The following is a 19,830-nucleotide window of genomic DNA, read 5'->3' on the forward strand; positions in this document are numbered from 1 at the left end:
CGCTGCCCACCCACCGACACGGACATCACCTCGCCCATGACCCTGCGCCAACGCCTGGAAAACCTCCCGGTCGGGCAAAAACTGCTGGCCGCCCTGCTGGTGCTGCTGGTCACCATCCTGCTGGTGGCCAACCTGGCCTTCATCAGCGCCGCCTACTGGATCACCCAGGAAAGCATGGCTCCCCAGGCGCTACAGACCATCGGCCGGTTGGTCGCCAACCCACAGCTTTCCGCGCGCGCCAGCGACAGTCCAGAAGCCGCCAGCGCCTTGCTCAAGGAGCTCGACAGCTATTCACCGCTGCGCGCCGCCGCCGTGTATGCCAGCGACGGGCGCCTGCTGGCCCAACTGCAACATGGCCAGCCACTGAGCATGCCCAAGCGCTACCGCAACATCGACGGCTGGCGCCTCACCGAGTTTCGCAGCACCCAGCTGATCGCCCTGCCCCGTCCAGGCAGCCCGCCCGCGCACCTGCTGCTGGTGGCCAGCAGCGAATTGCCGGTTGCGTTCTATACCGGCACCCTGTCTGCCAGCCTGGCGATCCTGGTGTTCAGCATTCTGCTGTGGCTAATCATCGCCCGGCAGATCAAGCGCCTGATCACCCAGCCGATCAACAGCCTTGAGGAGCTCTCGCGCCAGGTGACTCGAGAGGAGAGCTACGCCCTGCGTGCGCAACGGGGCAACGACGACGAAATCGGCAGCCTTGCCGAAGCGTTCAACACCATGCTGTCGCGTATCGAAGCGCGCGAAGACCAGCTCAAGCGTGCCCGCGACGAATTCCAGTCGGCTTTCGACCAGGCCCAGGGCCTGGCCGAGGAAACCCGCCACACCAACCGCAAGCTGGAACTGGAAGTTCAGGTGCGCAGCAAGATCGAGAAAAAGCTGACAGGCTTCCAGAACTATCTGAACAGCATCATCGACTCCATGCCTTCGGCACTGATCGCCCTCGACGAGCAGCTCTACGTCACGCAATGGAACCAGGAAGCCACTGCGCTTTCCGGGACGCCGTTGGACGAGGCGCTGAACCAGCCGATCTTCATCGCTTTCGAGCCACTCAAACCATTCCTGCCACAGCTCAAGGAGACGGTGGAAAAACACCGGGTAGCGAAGGTCGAGCGGGTGACCTGGCCCAAGGACGACGAGCCACGCCACTACGCGCTCACGTTCTATCCGCTGACCGGCGGCGGCGGGCGTGGGGTGGTGATCCGCATCGACGACATCACCCAGCGCCTGTCGCTGGAAGAAATGATGGTGCAATCGGAAAAGATGCTCTCGGTCGGCGGCCTGGCCGCAGGCATGGCCCACGAGATCAACAACCCGCTGGGCGCAATCCTGCACAACGTGCAGAACATTCGTCGACGCCTGTCGCCGGAACTGCCGCGCAATCAGGAGCAGGCCGACGAGCTGGGCATCGACCTGGCCAGCATCAACCGCTACCTGAACGGCCGCGAGGTGCCGCAATTGCTCGACGGCATCCAGCAGGCCGGCGCGCGGGCCGCGAAGATCGTCACCCACATGCTCAGCTTCAGCCGCCGCAGCAACCGCCAACTGGCGCCTTGCAACCTGCCCGCCTTGATCGACCAGGCGGTGGAGATCGCCGGCAACGACTTCGACCTGACGGAGGGCTTCGACTTCAAGGGCCAGGCCATCGTCCGTCAGTTCGACCCCGAGCTCGGCCCCGTGCCCTGCACCGCCAACGAACTGGAACAAGTGCTGCTCAACCTGCTGAAGAACGCCGCTCAGGCCATCCATCAGCGCCCGGCGCCCAGCGAACCCGGGCGCATCACCCTGCGCACCCGCCTCAACCCGCCATGGGCCGAAATCCAGGTGGAAGATAACGGCATCGGCATGCCCGAGTCGGTGCGCAAGCGCACCTTCGAGCCGTTCTTCACCACCAAGGAGATCGGCCAGGGCACCGGCCTGGGCCTTTCGGTCTCGTACTTCATCATCACCAACAACCACAAAGGGCAGATGGAGGTGCACTCCACCCCAGGCCAAGGCACCTGCTTCACCCTGCGCCTGCCCTTGAGCCAGCTGGGGGCCATGCCCCCGGCCAAGACGGAGGCATGACATGGGCTATCGCCTGTCGAAGATCTACACCCGCACCGGCGACAAGGGCGAGACCGGCCTTGGCGACGGTCGCCGCGTCCCCAAGGACCATCCGCGCATCGAGGCCATCGGCGAGGTGGACATGCTCAACAGCCAGCTGGGTGTGCTGCTCGCCGGGCTGGCCGAACAAGGCCTGGATGAGCTGAGCGAGGTGTTGGCGCCTTGTCAGCATCGCCTGTTCGACCTCGGCGGCGAGCTGGCGATGCCCAGTTACCAGGCGCTGGACCAGGCCGAAGTGCAGCGCCTGGAAGCGGTCATCGATAGGTGGAACGAGGAGCTGGGGCCATTGAAGAACTTCATTCTGCCCAGCGGCTCGGCGCTGGTGGCCCAGGCCCACGTGTGTCGCGCCCAGGCACGGGCGGCGGAGCGGCGCTGCCAGCAGTTGAATGCCGTCGAGCCGCTTGAGGGGGTGGGGTTGGCCTATATCAACCGGTTGTCGGACCTGCTGTTTGTCGCAGCACGGATCATCGGCCGACGCCAGGGGGTGGCCGAGGTGCTGTGGCAGCCTGCCGAGAAGCCGCAAGGCTGAGACCATCGGGGCCGCAAAGCGGCCCCGGATACGACTCAGGCTTGAGGCCAGAACGCCCGAATCCCGGCAACACCTTGAGCCCCCGCCTCCCGGGCCCGCTCACGCTCACCCGGCCCGACCCCGCCCAGCAGGAACACTGGCTGGTTGAAGCCTGCAATCAAGCGCTGTGCCTCCTCCCAACCAATCGGCGTGGCCTCGGGGTGGGTCTGGGTAGGCTGTACTGGCGACAAGGTGACAAAGTCCACCCCCATCTGCCGTGCCAGTTCCAGCTCCTCGGCGCTATGGCAGGACGCCGCCAGCCAGCGATTCTGCGGGAACGGTCGCCCCTTGGCAGCGTACTTGCGCAATTGCGCCGCCGTCAGGTGCCAACCTGCGGATGGGAAATCACCCAGCCACTCCAGTGGCCCCTTGAGCATCAGCAGGGCCTTGCCTGCACAGAGCCCCACCGCATCGACCGCCACATCGCGGTACTTGGGGTCGTACATGTCTGGCGCGCGCAACTGGATCAACCTGATGCCAGAGGCCACTGCCTTCTGGATACCGCGCAGCAACGCCGGGGTATCGAGCCCATCCGGGGTGATCAGGTACTGGTCCGGCAGGCGCGTGGCCGCCACGATCGGTTTATTGGCCTCGGGAAATGCATACTGGTCCAGGTCTCGCGGAGCAACCCACGCCAATGGCTGGCCCTCGGCGCCATGGGGCTCGCCGGTGAAAGCCGACACCTCGCGCACGTCCAGCAGCACCTGCTTGTCCGAGTAGTCATGGCTGACCTTGATCAGCGGCCGAGAGGCGCTGACGACGATACCCAGCTCCTCGTGGAGCTCACGGGCCAGTGCGGCCTCGACGCCCTCGCCCTCTTCCACCTTGCCGCCGGGAAATTCCCACAGGCCGCCCTGGTGCTGAGTATCGGCGCGGCGCGCGATGAGGATGCGCCCGTCGACACCGCGAATGACGGCTGCAACTACATGGATCCGTTTCACCCGTTACACTCCATCAAGCCCGCCTTCTGCCAGGCCTGGAAGGCCTGCCAGTTGTAGATCGTTTCGATGTACGCCGCAGCCTGCGCGGGCACTTGCACACGGTAGGTACGCAAACGTACCGCCACCGGGGCGAAGAAAGCATCGGCCAGCGTAGGCCGTCCGAACAGGAACGGGCCGCCGTCCTTGACCATCAGGCGGCACTCGCCCCACAAGGCGACGATGCGGTCGATATCGACCTGCACTTCGAGCGGCACGCTATCCAACGCCTGATCGCGCGAAAGATCGAACGGCATCGCACCGCGCAAGGCGAAGAAACCACTGTGCATCTGCGCACACGCCGAGCGCGCCTGGGCACGCGCAGCGACATCAACCGGCCAGAGCTGCGCCTCGGGGTGCTGTTCGTTGAGGTATTCGGCGATGGCCAGGGAGTCGGCGATCACGCCGTGCTCGGTCTTGAGCAACGGCACCTTGCCGGTGGCCGAGAATTCGAGAATGCGCTTGCGGGTATCAGGCTGGTTGAGTTTGATCAGTGTCTCGTCATAACCGACGCCAGCCAGCTCCAGGGCCAGGGCGCCGCGCAGCGACCAGGAAGAATACAGCTTGTCGCCGATGATCAGGTGATAGCTCATGGTTCGGCTCCATTGCTCTTTGGATTCAGGGCTGCTGCGCAGCCCATCGCGACACAAGGCCGCTACACAGGTCCCCTTCGAGCCTGTGGCAGCGGCCTTGGGTGGATCAGGTACGGTATTCGGCGTTGATCTTCACGTACTCGTGGGACAGATCAGTAGTCCAGATGGTTTCGCTGCACTGGCCGCGACCCAGTTCGATACGAATGGTGATCTCTTCCTGGGCCATCACCGCCGAACCTTGCTCTTCGGTGTAGCTCGGGCTGCGACCGCCCTTGCTGGCGATGCACACGCTGTCCAGGTACACATCGATCAGGCTGACGTCCAGTTCCGGCACGCCTGCACGGCCGACGGCAGCCAGAATGCGGCCCCAGTTGGGGTCGGAGGCGAACAGTGCAGTCTTGATCAGCGGCGAATGAGCGACGGCATAGCCGACATCCAGGCACTCCTGATGATTCCCCCCGCCATTGACCTGCACGGTCACGAACTTGGTCGCACCTTCGCCATCACGGACGATGGCCTGCGCCACTTCCATGCACACGTCGAACACGGCCTTCTTCAGCGCTTCGAACAGCGCGCCACTCGCCTCGGTCACCTCCGGCAAGTTGGCCTTGCCGGTGGCGATCAGCATGCAGCAATCGTTGGTCGAGGTGTCGCCATCGATGGTGATGCGGTTGAACGACTTGTTGGCACCGTCGAGCATCAGGTCCTTGAGCACAGCCGGGGCGACCTTGGCGTCGGTGGCGATGTAGCCGAGCATGGTGGCCATGTTCGGGCGGATCATGCCTGCACCTTTGCTGATCCCGGTGACCGTGACGGTGACGCCGTCGTGCTGGAACTGACGGCTGGCACCCTTGGGCAGGGTGTCGGTGGTCATGATGCCAGTAGCGGCTTCGGCCCAGTTGTTTTCCGAAAGGTTGTCCAGCGCAGCCTGCAGCGCGCCTTCGATCTTCTCGACCGGCAGCGGCTCGCCGATCACCCCGGTGGAGAATGGCAGCACGGACTCGGCAGGCACGCCGGTCAGCTCGGCCAGCTTGGCGCAGGTGCGCTCGGCGGCGGCCAGGCCCGGCGCGCCGGTACCGGCGTTGGCGTTACCGGTGTTGGTCAGCAGGTAGCGCACGGTGCCCTGCACGCGCTGCTTGGAGAGGATCACGGGAGCGGCGCAGAAGGCGTTGAGGGTGAACACACCGGCAACGCTGGAGCCTTCGGCGCAGCGCATCACCACCACGTCCTTGCGCCCAGGGCGCTTGATGCCCGCCGAAGCGATGCCGAGTTCGAAACCGGGAACCGGGTGCAGGGTAGGCAGGGGACCGAGACCGACAGCCATTGGAGCGCTCCTAGAAAATGAATGAGTTGCGAAAAGCAGGGCCGCTTTGCGCCCCATCGCGGCACAAGGCCGCTCCTACAGGTTCTGTGCGATGCCTGTGGGAGCGGCCTTGTGCCGCGATGGGCCGCCAAGCGGCCCTAGATGTCAGGTGACGGATCGAATCACTCGATCTGACCATGGCAATGCTTGAACTTCTTGCCCGAACCACACCAGCACGGCTCGTTGCGGCCCAGCTTCTGTTCGTTGCGAACGGGCGCAGAGGCTACAGCCACTTCGGCGCCCTCCTCGCTCAGTTGCTCGCTTTCCAGACCTGGGGCTGCGGCGTGCTGGAACTGCATGCGGCTGGCCAGTGCCTCGGCCTCGCGGCGCAGGCGGGCTTCTTCTTCGGCAGGGTCTTCGCGGCGAACCTGGACGTGCGAGAGCACACGGATGGTGTCGCGCTTGATCGACTCGAGCAGCTCCTGGAACAGGGTGAACGACTCGCGCTTGTACTCCTGCTTCGGGTTCTTCTGGGCGTAGCCGCGCAGGTGGATACCGTGACGCAGGTGATCCATGGTCGACAGGTGGTCTTTCCACAGGTCGTCCACCACGCGCAGCAGAATCTGCTTCTCGAAGGTGCGCAGGGCGTCGATGCCGGCCTGGTCTTCCTTCTCGGTGTAGGCGGTGGTGATCTCGTTCAGCAGCTTCTCGCGCAGGGTCTCCTCGTAGAGGTGATCGTCCTCGTCGAGCCACTGCTGGATCGGCAGCTTCATGGCGAAGTCGCTGGACAGCGCGGCCTCAAGGCCCGCCACGTCCCACTGCTCGGGCAGCGACTGCGGCGGAATGTGCTGGCTGATGGTGGCGTCGAGCACTTCCTTGCGGAACTCGGCGATGGTGTCGCCGATGTTCTCGGCAGCCAGCAGGCTGTTGCGCATGTGGTAGATCACCTTGCGCTGCTCGTTGGCCACGTCGTCGTATTCGAGCAGCTGCTTGCGGATGTCGAAGTTGCGACCTTCGACCTTGCGCTGCGCTTTTTCGATGGCGTTGGTGACCATGCGGTGCTCGATGGCTTCGCCGGATTGCATGCCCAGCGCCTTCATGAAGTTCTTCACCCGGTCGGAGGCGAAGATACGCATCAGGCTGTCTTCCAGCGACAGGTAGAAGCGGCTCGAACCGGCATCGCCCTGACGGCCGGCACGGCCACGCAGCTGGTTGTCGATACGACGCGACTCGTGACGCTCGGAGGCGATCACGTGCAGGCCACCGGCTTCCAGCACCTGCTGGTGGCGCTTCTGCCAGTCGGCCTTGATCTGCGCGATCTGCTCGCTGGTCGGATTCTCCAGGGCAGCGACTTCGGCTTCCCAGTTACCGCCCAGCAGGATGTCGGTACCACGACCGGCCATGTTGGTGGCGATGGTCAGGGCGCCCGGCGCACCGGCCTGGGCGATGATCTCGGCTTCCTTCTCGTGGTACTTGGCGTTCAGGACCTTGTGGTCGATGCCTTCCTTCTGCAGAAGGTTGGACATGTGCTCGGAGGTCTCGATGGTCGCGGTACCCACCAGAACAGGACGGCCCTTGGCCATACTTTCCTTGATGTCGGCGATGATCGCCGCGTACTTCTCGTCGGCGGTGAGGTAGACCAGGTCGTTGAAGTCCTTCCGTGCCAGCGGCTTGTTCGGCGGAATGACCATCACGTTGAGGTTGTAGATCTGGGCGAACTCGAACGCTTCGGTGTCGGCAGTACCGGTCATGCCGGACAGCTTGGTGTAGAGACGGAAGTAGTTCTGGAAGGTGGTCGAAGCCAGGGTCTGGCTCTCGGCCTGGATGTTCAGGTTTTCCTTCGCCTCGATGGCCTGGTGCAGGCCTTCGGACAGGCGACGGCCCGGCATGGTACGGCCGGTATGCTCGTCGATCAGCAGGATCTGGCCGTCCTGGACGATGTACTCGACGTTGCGGTGGAACAGCTTGTGCGCACGCAACCCCGCGTAGACATGGGTGAGCAGGCCCAGGTTGTGGGCCGAGTAGAGGCTCTCGCCTTCGGCCAGCAGGCCGGACTGGGTGAGCATCTCCTCGATGAACTGGTGACCGGCCTCGTTGAGCTCGACCTGGCGGCTCTTCTCGTCGATGGTGAAGTGACCCTCTTGAGTCACCTGGCCTTCGACTTCTTCGATGTGCTGCTTCAGGCGCGGGATCAGGCGGTTGATCTCGATGTACAGCTTGGAGCTGTCTTCGGCCTGACCGGAGATGATCAGCGGGGTACGCGCTTCGTCGATGAGGATGGAGTCGACTTCGTCGATCACGGCGAAGTTCAGCTCACGCTGGAACTTCTCGTCCTGGCTGAACGCCATGTTGTCGCGCAGGTAGTCGAAACCGAATTCGTTGTTGGTGCCGTAGGTGATGTCGGCAGCATAGGCGGCGCGCTTTTCTTCCGGCGGCTGGAAGGCCGAGACGATGCCCACCTTGAGGCCGAGGAATTCATACAGCGGACGCATCCAGTTGGCGTCACGGCGAGCCAGGTAGTCGTTGACCGTGACCACATGCACGCCCTTGCCGGACAGCGCATTCAGGTAGACCGCCAGGGTACCGACCAAGGTCTTGCCTTCACCGGTACGCATTTCTGCGATCATGCCCTCATGCAGGGTCATGCCACCGATCAGCTGGACATCGAAGTGGCGCATGCCCATGACACGCTTGCCGGCCTCACGGGCCACAGCGAAGGCTTCGGGCAACAACTGGTCGAGGGTTTCGCCTTTGGCCAGGCGCTCTTTGAACTCTGCGGTCTTGCCACGCAGTTGCTCGTCGGAAAGGGCCACCATCTTCTCTTCGAAGGCATTGACGGTGCTGACCGTCTTGAGCATGCGCTTGATTTCACGCTCGTTCTTGCTTCCAAAAAGTTTTTTTAACAAAGGCGCAAACATATCGGCAGGATCTTCCACACTTAGGGATGGAGGGCGGCCCCGTGAGTCGCCCGTGCAGCCCTTGGGCCGCATGCGAACGAGCATTCTACCCGGAAACGTTGGTGAGGAAAGTGGTGGATTTCCACGATGCTGGCACAGCGCTTTAAACGGGGCCTCTCTAACATAGGGACATTTTCCTCAAGTTCAAGGCGGCCAGAGATGAAACGTGTTTGGCGTCCTCGCGGGCGGGCCTGCGCCTGCACCCTCTGCACCGCCCCCAGGATCGGTGCTGCCGGCAAAGCGTCCGGCACAGGCAACGGCCCTGGCGGCATCTGTTAGACTGCCAATCTTGTAACCTCATGCGTACTCCGATGGCCTACAAACCCCCTTCTGCCCAGCCACCCGCCGCCTTGCTGCGCCAGGCCAGGCCGCTGCGCCTGCTGCTCAACCAGGCCGAGCGCCTCGAGCACCTGCAGCGTTTGCTGGAAAGCCAGTTGCAGCCCGCTGCCAGGGCACACTGTCATGTGGCCTCCTGGCGCGATGGCTGTCTGCTCCTGGTGGTGACGGACGGCCATTGGGCAACTCGTCTGCGCTACCAGCAGAAGCGCCTGCTGACAACGCTGCGAGCCATGGAAGCCTTCGCCAACCTGCAGCGCATCAAGTTCCAGGTGCAACCACCAGTTGGCGCACCCGCGCGCCCGACACACACCACCGAGTTATCGCAACAAGCGGCACAAAGCCTGCGCGAGACGGCGCAAGGCATTGATGACGAAAAACTGCGGGCCGCGCTGGAACGGCTTGCAGCACACGCCCGCGACAAGACCTGAAGTTCCAGGCGTTATCTGCGAAGGCGTCAAACACCGCTCGGCCATGGGCGCGCCAATAAAAAAGGCCACCCGAAGGTGGCCTCAATGAACTAGAGAGTGTTCGAACTTACACGGCCGCAACAGGGCGCATGTAGGAGATCGGTGCCGTACTGGCATCTTCGAAAGTCACCACTTCCCAGGCGTCCGTTTCTGCGATCAGCTTGCGCAGCAACTGGTTGTTCAGCGCGTGTCCGGACTTGTAGCCCTTGAACTCGCCGATCAGGCTGTTGCCCAGCAGATAGAGGTCGCCAATGGCGTCGAGGATCTTGTGCTTGACGAATTCGTCATCGGAGCGAAGTCCGTCTTCGTTGAGCACACCGGTCTCGTCGACCACGATGGCGTTCTCGACACTGCCACCCAACGCAAGGTTGTGCTTGCGCAGGTACTCGATGTCACGCATGAAACCGAAGGTGCGTGCTCGGCTGACTTCCTTCACGAACGACGTGCTGGAGAAATCAACCACTGCACTCTGGGTCTGGCCCTTGAGGACCGGGTGATCGAAGTCAATCTCGAAGCTCACCTTGAACCCGTCGAAAGGCAGGAAGGTGGCGCGCTTGTCGCCCTCCTCCACGCTGACTTCGCGCAGGATACGGATGAACTTTTTAGCGGCGTCCTGTTCTTCCAGGCCGGCGGACTGAATCAGGAATACAAAGGGACCGGCGCTGCCATCCATGATCGGCACTTCCGAGGCGGAGAGCTCGACGTAGGCGTTATCGATGCCCAGGCCCGCCATGGCGGAGAGCAGGTGCTCGACCGTATCGACCTTGACGTCACCGTTGACCAGCGTCGTCGACATGGTTGTCTCGCCGACGTTGGCCGCACGCGCCGGGATTTCGACCACAGGGTCGAGGTCAGCGCGGCGGAAAACGATGCCGGTATCCACGGGTGCTGGCTTGAGAGTCAGGTAGACCTTCTCTCCGGAATGCAGGCCGACACCTGTGGCACGAATGGTATTCTTCAGGGTGCGTTGTCTAATCATGGCATTGGCCGCTTTAGCGCTAATTGCGAATTGGTATCAACAAAGGCTGAGAATGATAGCAGACCCGGCCTTTGCTGAACACCAATCACCCTTATACCCCTGATAAATTCCATCAATCGGCCTGGCGACGCAGGAAGGCCGGGATGTCAAGATAGTCCAGATCGTCCTGTGGGTTGAGTTTAGCCGCAGCCGCAGCGCCTGCGTGTGCCTGGTTGCGCATCACGGTCGGACGCTCCAGGTCACGGTAGTTCACCGCCGACTGCTCCTGGCGAACCGGAGCCGGGTTGGAGGACTCGTACACCTGCTGTGCGGTCTGCAGCGTGTTGTCGACGACCTTGACCGGCTTCTCGATGCGCGCACCCAGGCCAGTAGCGACCACGGTGACGTGCAGCTCGTCGCGCATGTCAGGATCGATCACGGTGCCGACCTTGACCATCGCGTGGTCGGAGGCGAAGGCCTCGATGATGCTCCCCACGTCGGAGTACTCACCCAGCGACAGGTCAGGACCTGCGGTGATGTTCACCAGGATACCGCGGGCACCCTGCAGGTTGACGTCCTCGAGCAGCGGGTTGCGAATCGCCGCCTCGGTGGCCTCACGAGCACGGTTAGGACCGCTGGCGCAGCCGGTGCCCATCATGGCCATGCCCATCTCGCCCATCACGGTGCGCACGTCGGCGAAGTCGACGTTGATCATGCCCGGACGCTTGATGATGTCGGAGATGCCGCGCACGGCGCCAGCCAGCACGTCGTCGGCCTTGGCGAAGGCAGACAGCAGGCTTGCATCCTTGCCCAGGATGGTCAGCAGCTTCTCGTTGGGGATGGTGATCAGCGAGTCAACGCTTTCAGCCAGCATGCGGATGCCTTCATCGGCGATCTGCATGCGCTTGCGACCCTCGAACGGGAACGGACGGGTCACCACCGCAACGGTGAGGATGCCCATTTCCTTCGCCACTTCGGCGATGATCGGCGCAGCACCGGTACCGGTACCGCCGCCCATGCCAGTGGTGATGAACACCATGTTGGTGCCTTGCAGCACTTCGGCGATGCGCTCACGGTCTTCCAGCGCGGCCTGACGACCGACTTCCGGATTGGCACCGGCACCCAGGCCCTTGGTCACACCGGTCCCCAGTTGCAGGATGGTGCGTGCGCCAATGTTCTTCAGCGCCTGGGCATCGGTGTTGGCGCAGATGAATTCCACACCCTCGATGCTGCTTTTGACCATGTGGTTGACGGCGTTGCCACCACCACCACCGACACCGATCACTTTGATGACCGGGCTTTGCGGGACGTTGTCTACGAGCTCGAACATTTTCCCTCTCCTTACAGTTCTCTAGTTTTTGCGCCTACCACTACTGCTTTGAAACTTAGAAGTTGCCTTGGACCCAGCGCTTGAAGCGCTCAAGCACCGGGGCCTTAGGTTCATCGCCATAGCTGTTGCTGCTGCTGTTGCCGGTCAGGGGCAGGTCCTCGGTCTGCTTTTGCAGGCCGTAGGTGAGCAGTCCCACGCCGGTTGAATAGATCGGGTTGCGCACCACGTCGCTCAGCCCCCGAACGCTGTGCGGCACGCCGAGGCGTACCGGCATGTGGAAGATTTCCTCGGCCAGTTCCACGGCGCCTTCCATCTTCGATGTACCGCCGGTCAGGACGATGCCGGCCGGCACCAGATCCTCGTAGCCGCTGCGACGCAACTCGGCCTGGATCAGTGTGAAGAGCTCGTCGTAACGAGGCTCGACCACTTCTGCCAGGGCCTGGCGCGACAGTTCGCGCGGCGGACGATCGCCGACGCTCGGCACCTTGATGGTCTCGCCGGCGCCGGCCAGCTTGGCCAGGGCGCAGGCGTAGCGGATCTTGATTTCCTCGGCGTACTGCGTAGGTGTACGCAGGGCCATGGCGATGTCGTTGGTGACCTGGTCGCCGGCAATCGGGATCACCGCGGTGTGGCGGATCGCACCTTCGGTGAAGATGGCGATGTCGGTGGTGCCGCCGCCGATGTCCACCAGGCACACGCCCAGTTCTTTCTCGTCATCGGTCAGCACCGAATAAGCCGAGGCCAGTTGTTCGAGAATGATGTCGTCAATCTCGAGGCCGCAGCGGCGTACGCACTTCTCGATGTTCTGGGCGGCGTTGACCGCGCAGGTGACCACATGGACTTTCGCTTCCAGACGCACGCCAGACATGCCCAGTGGCTCGCGCACACCTTCCTGGTTGTCGATCACGTAGTCCTGGGGCAGGGTGTGCAGCACGCGCTGGTCGGCCGGGATGGCCACGGCCTGGGCAGCATCGAGCACGCGCTCGAGGTCGGCGACGCTGACCTCACGGTCGCGGATGGCGACGATGCCATGGGAGTTCAGGCTGCGGATGTGGTTGCCGGCAACACCGACGAACGCCGAGTGGATGCGGCAGCCGGCCATCAGCTGCGCTTCTTCCACCGCGCGCTGGATCGACTGCACGGTCGACTCGATGTTCACCACCACGCCTTTCTTCAAGCCGCGGGACGGATGCGTACCGATCCCGACGATCTCGAGGGTGCCGTCCGCCGCCACTTCGCCAACCAGCGCCACCACCTTGGAGGTGCCAATGTCCAGCCCGACGATCATTTTGCCGCTATGCGCGTTTGCCATGGTCCTGCCTCTCTCTAATTCTTCGCAACGGCGGGTTGGGCCGTCGTCGGTGCATTCGGTTCCCGCCAGCCAACCGCTAATCCGTTGGCGTATCGCAGATCGATGCGGGCGATGTTGGTGATCTGCTCTTTGAGTGTCTTGTCGTATATGGCAATGAACCGGCGCATCTTCTCCACCAGATGATCGCGCCCCAACAGCAGCTCGATGCCAGGGCCGGCGCTACCCGCACCGGTGGTCAGGAACCAGCTGCCTCGCTCGCGCAGCTCCAGGCGAGCGATGGAGAATCCCATGGGGCGCAGCATCTGGCTCAATACCTGATACTGCTGCATGACTTGTTGCTGAGCGCGCTGCGGCCCGAACAGCTGCGGCAAATGCTCATAATTGGCCAGCTCGCGCGGGGTGAACGCCTGGCCCTGGTTGTTGAGCAAGGCCTCATCGCCCCAGCGCGCGACCGGCAGTTGTTCCTCGAGGCGGATCACCACCTCGTCCGGCCATACCCGACGCACTTCGGCGTGGGCGATCCATGGCATCTGCTCGAGTTCCGTACGCATCGCCGGCAGATCGACACTGAAGAAGCTCGCCGCGACATAAGGCGCGATACGCTGCTGCACCGCCTGCTGGCTGATGTAGCTCAGGTCGCCTTGCACGGCGATCTTGGTGATCGGGCGGTCGGCGTAAGGCATCAACCGGATCGCGCCTTCGTAGGCGCCGAAGCCGGCAGCGACCAGCAGCACCGGCCACAGCAGGCGTTTCAGCCCACCGAAGCTGGGCCGTGGCAGGCGCGCCGATACGGGCTCGTCGGCCACCAGTCGGCTGGCACCGCGCGGCACCGGCTTGCTGCGGCCGGTGACGGGTTGCTGCTGACGTATCATTGCGCCTTGCATGGCTCTTAACCTCGCGTCGCTACGCTTTCGGCCAGGATCGCCAGCACCAGCTGCTGGAGGTCCAGACCGGCCGCGCGGGCCGCCATGGGCACCAGGCTATGATCGGTCATGCCGGGTGCGGTGTTGACTTCGAGCAGCCAGAACCGGCCCTGCTCGTCCTGCATTACATCCAGACGGCCCCAGCCCTCGATGCCGATGGCATCGCAAGCGCGGGCAGTCAGGTCCATCAGTTCCTGTTCCTTGCCAGCGTCCAGGCCGCATGGAATGCGGTACTGGGTGTCGTTGGCGATGTACTTGGCGTCGTAGTCGTAGAACACGTGCGGCGTACCCAGTGCGATCGGTGGCAGCACCTGCCCGCGCAGCACCGCAATGGTGAACTCCGGACCGTGGATCCACTGCTCGACCAGTACCTGGGAGTCGTACTTGGCAGCGTCCTTCCAGGCGGCAACCAGCTCTTCGACGCTGTTCACCTTGGCCATGCCGATGCTGGAACCTTCATGGGCCGGTTTGACGATCAGCGGGAAGCCCAGTTCCTTGCCGGCCTCGACACAGTCGCTTTCGCTGGCCAGCACGGCGTGACGCGGGGTCGGAATGCCCAGGCTCTGCCACACCTGCTTGGTGCGCAGTTTGTCCATGGCCAGCGCCGAGGCGAGGATGCCGCTGCCGGTGTAGGGAATGCCCAGGCACTCGAGCAGGCCTTGCATGCTGCCGTCTTCACCACCACGGCCGTGAAGAATGATGAAAGCGCGGTCGATCTTCTCGCTTTGCAAGCGGGCGAGCAGATCGTCACCCACATCGATGGCAACCACATCCACGCCGGCCGAGGTCAGCGCCTCGATCACCGCGGCGCCCGACTTGAGCGAAACCTCGCGCTCGGCGCTCTTGCCGCCATACAGCACGGCGACGCGGCCGAAGGCCTTGACGTCGAGCGTGGAGTGCAGTTTGTCGTAGGCGGTACTCACAGCGGTTTCTCCTGCTTGGCGACAGCGCCAGCGAACAGCGGGCTTTTCATCAGTTGCGGGGCCAGGCCACCCACATCGCCGGCACCCTGGCAGATCAGGATGTCGCCAGCGCGCAGCAGTGGCTTGACCAGTGGCGCGAGCTCGGCACCACGTTCGATGTAGATCGGGTCCAGCTTGCCGCGCTGGCGGATGCTGTGGCACAGCTGGCGGCTGTCGGCGCCGGGGATCGGCTCCTCGCCGGCCGGATAGACTTCCATCAGCAGCAGCACGTTGGCATCACCCAGCACCTGCACGAAGTCGTCGTAAAGATCGCGGGTGCGGCTGTAGCGGTGCGGCTGGTAAACGATCACCAGGCGCCGGCTCGGCCAACCGCCGCGCACGGCCTTGATCACCGCCGCCACTTCGGTGGGGTGATGGCCATAGTCGTCGACCAGCATCACGCTACCGCCCTCGACTGGCAGCTCGCCGTACACCTGGAAGCGTCGCCCCACACCCTGGAAGCCCGACAGACCCTGGATGATGGCGTCGTCACTGATGCCCTCGTCGGTGGCAATGGCGATGGTGGCCAGGGCGTTGAGCACATTGTGGTTGCCCGGCATGTTCACCGACACCTCCAGCGGCTCGCAGTCGCGACGCAGTACGGTGAAATGCGTCTGCATGCCCTGCTGGCGCACATTGATGGCCCGGATGTCGGCTTCTTCGCTGAAGCCGTAGGTGACGGTCGGACGTTTGACCTGAGGCAGAATCTCGCGCACGACCGGATCGTCCAAACACATCACGGCCAGACCGTAGAACGGCAGGTTGTGCAGGAACTCGACGAAGGTCTTCTTCAGTTTGTTGAAGTCACCCTCGTAGGTCGCCATGTGGTCGGCGTCGATGTTGGTGACGACAGCGACCATCGGCTGCAGGTGCAGGAAGCTCGCATCGCTTTCATCGGCTTCGGCGATCAGGTAGCGGCTGGTGCCGAGCTGGGCGTTGGTGCCAGCCGCAGTCAGACGGCCACCGATGACGAAGGTCGGATCCAGGCCACCGGCAGCGAACACCGAGGCCAGCAGGCTGGTGGTAGTGGTCTTGCCGTGGGTACCGGCGACAGCGATGCCGTGGCGGTAGCGCATCAGCTCGGCCAGCATCTCGGCACGCGGCACCACCGGAATACGGCGTTCGAGCGCGGTGGCAACTTCAGGGTTGGCCGGATTGATTGCGCTGGAGACCACCAGTACATCGGCGGTGGCAGCGTTCTCGGCACGGTGGCCCACGAAAATTTCGGCGCCGAACGACTCCAGGCGCTGGGTGACCGGCGAGGCCTTGAGGTCGGAACCGGACACTTCGTATCCCAGGTTCAGCAGCACTTCGGCGATACCGCACATGCCCACGCCGCCGATACCGACGAAGTGAATGCGGCGAATGCGGCCCATCTTGGGCTGCGGCATGGCTTTCTGGCTTTCAACCATGGGCCACCTCCAGGCAGATATCGACCACGGTGCTGGTTGCAGCAGGCTTGGCCAGGCGGCGCGCAGTGCCGGCCATTGTGTTGAGTTTCTCGGGTTGCATCAGCACCTCGTTCAGGCGTTCAGCGAGCTGCGCTGCGCCAGTTGTCGCTTGTGGCATCAGGAAGGCGGCACCTTCGCGAGCCAGATATTGGGCGTTGTGAGTCTGGTGATCGTCGATCGCGTGGGGCAAGGGCACCAGCATCGAGGGCAGGCCTGCCGCCGCGAGTTCGCTGACGGTCAGGGCGCCGGCCCGGCACACCACCATGTCGGCCCAGCCATAAGCGTGGGCCATGTCTTTGATGAAAGGCTCTACCTGAGCCTCGATACCGGCCTCGCGATAACGCTCGGCGGTGATCGACGCATGTTGCTTGCCAGCCTGGTGGAACACCTCTGGCCGCAGGTCTGCAGTCACTTCGGACAGGGCCTTAGGCAGCAATTTGTTCAATGGTTCCGCACCGAGGCTGCCACCGAGCACCAGAAGACGCGCACGACGCTCGGCAAGGGCCGCACGAGGCGTTTCCAGGAACAGTTCGGGGCGCACCGGGTTACCGGTGGTCCGACGCTTCTCGCTGGCAGCGAAAGTGTCGGGGAAAGCTTCGCAGACTCGCGCAGCCAGTGGCACCAGCAGGCGATTGGCGGTACCTGCACGGGCGTTCTGTTCGTGAATCACCAGCGGCACACCGCACAGCCGCGCGGCAACACCGCCTGGGCCTGTGACATAGCCGCCAAAGCCCAACACGCACACCGGCTTGAGCTCACGAATGATGCGCCGCGCCTGCAGCACGGCCTTGACCAGGGTGAACGGCGCCTTGAGCAGCGACAGCTTGCCCTTGCCACGCAGCCCGCTGACCTGGATCAGGTGCAGCGGCAAGCCAGCCTGGGGCACCAGTTCGTTCTCGATACCCCGTGGCGTACCGAGCCAGTGCACGCTGTAGCCGCGCGCCTGGAATTCGCGGGCGCAGGCCAGGGCCGGGAACACATGCCCCCCGGTGCCACCGGCCATGATCAGTACGTTCTTGCCATCAGCGGCCATGACTGGTCTCCTCGGCAAAATCGCTCTCCTTGAACTCGTGCTCCTCGCTGCCCAGGTGCGTTCGACTCTCCCACTCGATACGCAGCAACAGCCCCACGCAGGCGCAGCAGATCACCAGCGAGCTGCCCCCGTAGCTGAGGAATGGCAGCGTCAGCCCCTTGGTCGGCAGCAGGCCAACGTTCACACCAATGTTGATCAGGAACTGGCCGATCCACAGGAAGGCCAGGCCGAAGGCCATGTAGGCGGCGAAGAACTGCTTGGCCTTCTCGGCCCACAGGCCGATGTACAAGGCGCGGATGGTGACGAACACGAACAGCGCGACGGTGCACAGCGAGCCGACTACACCAAGCTCTTCGGCCAGCACCGAGAACACGAAGTCGGTGTGCGCCTCAGGCAGGTAGAACTGTTTCTGTACGCTGTTGCCCAGGCCGACGCCCAGCCACTCGCCACGACCGAAGGCGATCAGTGCCTGGGTCAGCTGGTAGCCCGAACCGAACTGATCGGACCAGGGGTCGGTGAAGGTGATCAGACGCGCCATCCGGTAGGGTTGCGCCTGGACCAGGATGAACACCGCGACCACCGCCAGCACCACCATCAGCGAGAAGCGGAACAGCCCCACCCCTCCCAGGAACAGCATGGCCGCCGCAGCGCCCATCATCACCACGGTGGCGCCGAAGTCCGGCTCCATCAGCAGCAGGCCGGCCATGGGCAGCAGGACGATGAACGGTTTGAAGAAGCCCATCCAGCTCTCGCGCACCTCGGTCTGGCGGCGTACCAGGTAACCCGCCAGATAGATGACCACGAAGACCTTGGCGATCTCCGAAGGCTGGACGTTGAAGAAGCTGAAGCCGATCCAGCGCATCGAACCGTTCACTTCCCGACCGATCCCCGGCACCAGTACCAGCACCAGCAGGCCGAAGGCGCCGATCAGCATCATGAAGCCCATGCGCTGCCAGGTGGCGATCGGCACCATCATGGTCACACCGCAGGCAACAAGGCCGATCGCGACATACACCAGGTGGCGGATCATGTGATAGAGCGGATTGCCGGACTGCACGGCGGCCACTTCCGAGGACGCCGAGGTGATCATTACCAGGCCCAACCCCAGCAAGGCCAGGCAGCCAGCAAGGAAGGCGAAGTCGATGTCGATGCCACGACCGCTGATCAGCGGCGACGGATACGGCTTGATGATGCCGAAGATCATGCCAGCCCCTCCGCTGCCTGGGCGAACAAGCGCCCGCGTTCTTCGAAGTTCTTGAACATGTCGAGGCTGGCGCAGGCCGGCGACAGCAGCACCGCGTCACCTGGCTGGGCGAGCTCGGCGCAGCGCTGCACGGCTTCGTCCAGGGTCTTGACCCGGACCAGCGGCACGCTGTCGCCGAACGTCTCGGCCAGGCGCTCGGCGTCACGCCCCAGCAACACCACGGCGCGGCAATAGGCGGCGACCGGCTGACGCAAGGCGGCGAAATCAGCGCCCTTGCCGTCGCCACCGGCGATCAGCACCAGCTTGCCTTCGATGTCGGCACCCAGTCCTTCGATGGCCGCCAGGGCAGCACCGACGTTGGTAGCCTTGGAGTCGTCGTACCAGTTCACGCCATTGCGCTCGCGGATCCACTGGCAGCGATGGACAAGCCCCTTGAACTCGCGCAGAGCCTCGAGCATCGGCTCGAACGGCAGACCGGCGGCATGGCCCAGAGCCAGGGCTGCCAGGGCATTGCTCTGGTTATGGGCACCGCGGATCTTCAGCTCACGCACCGGCATCAGGGTCTGGAACTCGAAGGTCAGATACTTCTCGCCCTCCACTTCACGCAGGCCAAAAGCCTTGAAGTCCGGGGCGTTGAGGCCGAATGTCCAGCATGGACGACCTTCGACGGGCAGGGGCCGGCTGAGGGCGTCCTGACGGTTGACTACCACCTGGCGCGCACCGCGGAAGATGCGGTGCTTGGCCAGGTGATAAGCCGGCAGGCCATTGTAGCGATCCATGTGGTCTTCGCTGATGTTCAGCACGGTGGCCACTTCGGCGTTGAGCTGATCGGTAGTCTCGAGCTGGAAGCTCGACAGCTCCATGACGTACAACTCGACCGAATCGTCGAGCAGGTCAAGCGCCGGGGTGCCGAGGTTGCCGCCGACAGCGACACGCTTGCCGGCCTTGGCAGCCATCTCACCGACCAGGGTGGTCACCGTGCTCTTGGCGTTGGAGCCGCTGATGGCAACGATTGGCGCCTTGGCATGGCGTGCGAACAGCTCGATGTCACCGGAGAGTTTCACGCCGCGCGCGGCAGCCTGCTGCAACGCCGGGGTAGCCAGTGCCAGGCCTGGGCTTACGTAGAGCTCGTTGGCGCGGCACAGGAAGTCCACATCCAGTTCACCACAGCGCACTTCCACCTGCGGGTATTCACGGCGCAGGGTGTCCAGTTCCGGCGGTTGCTCGCGGGTATCGGCGACCGCAAAGGCAATACCCCGGTTCGCCAGGAAGCGAACCAGGGACATGCCGCTCTTGCCGAGGCCGACAACGATGCGGAATTGGTCGGAAGCGATCAGTGACACGCTC

Annotated in this window: 16 protein-coding genes; 3 read left to right on the forward strand and 13 right to left on the reverse strand. The window is 63.6% G+C overall.

Going from position 1 to position 19,830, the window contains the following annotated elements; translation table 11 throughout:
- Positions 1–36: 36 nt before the first annotated feature.
- A complete protein-coding gene (locus tag F6X62_RS08090; RefSeq protein ID WP_153773182.1) occupies positions 37–2,067 on the forward strand; it encodes an ATP-binding protein in 2,031 nt (676 codons plus the stop codon).
- Position 2,068: 1 nt separating this feature from the next.
- Positions 2,069–2,635, forward strand: coding sequence for a cob(I)yrinic acid a,c-diamide adenosyltransferase (locus F6X62_RS08095; RefSeq protein ID WP_054894020.1), 567 nt, complete (start codon positions 2,069–2,071; stop codon positions 2,633–2,635).
- A 35-nt stretch (positions 2,636–2,670) separates the two neighbouring features.
- Here the strand turns inward: F6X62_RS08095 and F6X62_RS08100 are convergent, their stop codons facing one another.
- From F6X62_RS08100 to secA, 4 genes are all read right to left on the reverse strand, one after another.
- Positions 2,671–3,615 carry a Nudix family hydrolase gene (locus tag F6X62_RS08100; protein WP_153773183.1) on the reverse strand — a complete coding sequence of 315 codons (945 nt, stop codon included), beginning with the start codon at positions 3,613–3,615 and terminating at the stop codon, positions 2,671–2,673.
- A complete protein-coding gene (locus F6X62_RS08105; protein ID WP_153773184.1) occupies positions 3,612–4,244 on the reverse strand; it encodes a glutathione S-transferase family protein in 633 nt (210 codons plus the stop codon). Before F6X62_RS08105 ends, F6X62_RS08100 begins: the two co-directional genes overlap by 4 nt.
- A 106-nt stretch (positions 4,245–4,350) precedes the next feature.
- Complete coding sequence (gene argJ / locus F6X62_RS08110) at positions 4,351–5,568, reverse strand: bifunctional glutamate N-acetyltransferase/amino-acid acetyltransferase ArgJ (protein WP_054894017.1); 1,218 nt, start codon at positions 5,566–5,568, stop codon at positions 4,351–4,353.
- A 161-nt stretch (positions 5,569–5,729) separates the two neighbouring features.
- A complete protein-coding gene (gene secA, locus F6X62_RS08115; protein WP_054894016.1) occupies positions 5,730–8,465 on the reverse strand; it encodes a preprotein translocase subunit SecA in 2,736 nt (911 codons plus the stop codon).
- A 350-nt stretch (positions 8,466–8,815) separates the two neighbouring features.
- On the opposite strand from secA, the gene F6X62_RS08120 reads away from it, so the two are divergent.
- On the forward strand, positions 8,816–9,271 hold the full coding sequence (locus tag F6X62_RS08120; protein ID WP_153773185.1) for a DUF721 domain-containing protein: 456 nt from the start codon (positions 8,816–8,818) through the stop codon (positions 9,269–9,271).
- Between the two features lie 106 nt (positions 9,272–9,377).
- Here the strand turns inward: F6X62_RS08120 and lpxC are convergent, their stop codons facing one another.
- The 9 genes from lpxC to murD all read right to left on the reverse strand — a co-directional run bounded on the left by lpxC (position 9,378) and on the right by murD (position 19,826).
- Positions 9,378–10,289: a UDP-3-O-acyl-N-acetylglucosamine deacetylase gene (gene lpxC / locus F6X62_RS08125; RefSeq protein ID WP_054894014.1), complete on the reverse strand. Its 912-nt coding sequence runs from the start codon at positions 10,287–10,289 to the stop codon at positions 9,378–9,380.
- 112 nt (positions 10,290–10,401) lie between these two features.
- Positions 10,402–11,598 carry a cell division protein FtsZ gene (ftsZ, locus tag F6X62_RS08130; protein ID WP_054894013.1) on the reverse strand — a complete coding sequence of 399 codons (1,197 nt, stop codon included), beginning with the start codon at positions 11,596–11,598 and terminating at the stop codon, positions 10,402–10,404.
- Positions 11,599–11,653: 55 nt separating this feature from the next.
- Positions 11,654–12,910: a cell division protein FtsA gene (gene ftsA, locus F6X62_RS08135; protein WP_054894012.1), complete on the reverse strand. Its 1,257-nt coding sequence runs from the start codon at positions 12,908–12,910 to the stop codon at positions 11,654–11,656.
- Positions 12,911–12,924: 14 nt separating this feature from the next.
- On the reverse strand, positions 12,925–13,794 hold the full coding sequence (locus F6X62_RS08140) for a cell division protein FtsQ/DivIB (RefSeq protein ID WP_054894011.1): 870 nt from the start codon (positions 13,792–13,794) through the stop codon (positions 12,925–12,927).
- A gap of 5 nt (positions 13,795–13,799) precedes the next feature.
- Positions 13,800–14,756 (reverse strand): D-alanine--D-alanine ligase, encoded by a 957-nt coding sequence (locus tag F6X62_RS08145; protein WP_153773186.1) that lies wholly within the window; start codon positions 14,754–14,756, stop codon positions 13,800–13,802.
- Positions 14,753–16,207 (reverse strand): UDP-N-acetylmuramate--L-alanine ligase, encoded by a 1,455-nt coding sequence (murC, locus tag F6X62_RS08150; RefSeq protein ID WP_054894009.1) that lies wholly within the window; start codon positions 16,205–16,207, stop codon positions 14,753–14,755. The genes F6X62_RS08145 and murC overlap by 4 nt, the downstream gene beginning before the upstream one ends.
- Positions 16,200–17,279 carry an undecaprenyldiphospho-muramoylpentapeptide beta-N-acetylglucosaminyltransferase gene (murG, locus tag F6X62_RS08155; RefSeq protein ID WP_112899083.1) on the reverse strand — a complete coding sequence of 360 codons (1,080 nt, stop codon included), beginning with the start codon at positions 17,277–17,279 and terminating at the stop codon, positions 16,200–16,202. Before murG ends, murC begins: the two co-directional genes overlap by 8 nt.
- Positions 17,269–18,483 (reverse strand): putative lipid II flippase FtsW, encoded by a 1,215-nt coding sequence (gene ftsW, locus F6X62_RS08160; protein ID WP_054894007.1) that lies wholly within the window; start codon positions 18,481–18,483, stop codon positions 17,269–17,271. Before ftsW ends, murG begins: the two co-directional genes overlap by 11 nt.
- Positions 18,480–19,826: a UDP-N-acetylmuramoyl-L-alanine--D-glutamate ligase gene (gene murD / locus F6X62_RS08165; RefSeq protein ID WP_153773187.1), complete on the reverse strand. Its 1,347-nt coding sequence runs from the start codon at positions 19,824–19,826 to the stop codon at positions 18,480–18,482. The genes ftsW and murD overlap by 4 nt, the downstream gene beginning before the upstream one ends.
- Positions 19,827–19,830: the final 4 nt, after the last annotated feature.

The organism is Pseudomonas sp. MNR3A (assembly GCF_009650575.1).
Lineage (GTDB): Bacteria > Pseudomonadota > Gammaproteobacteria > Pseudomonadales > Pseudomonadaceae > Aquipseudomonas > Aquipseudomonas machongensis.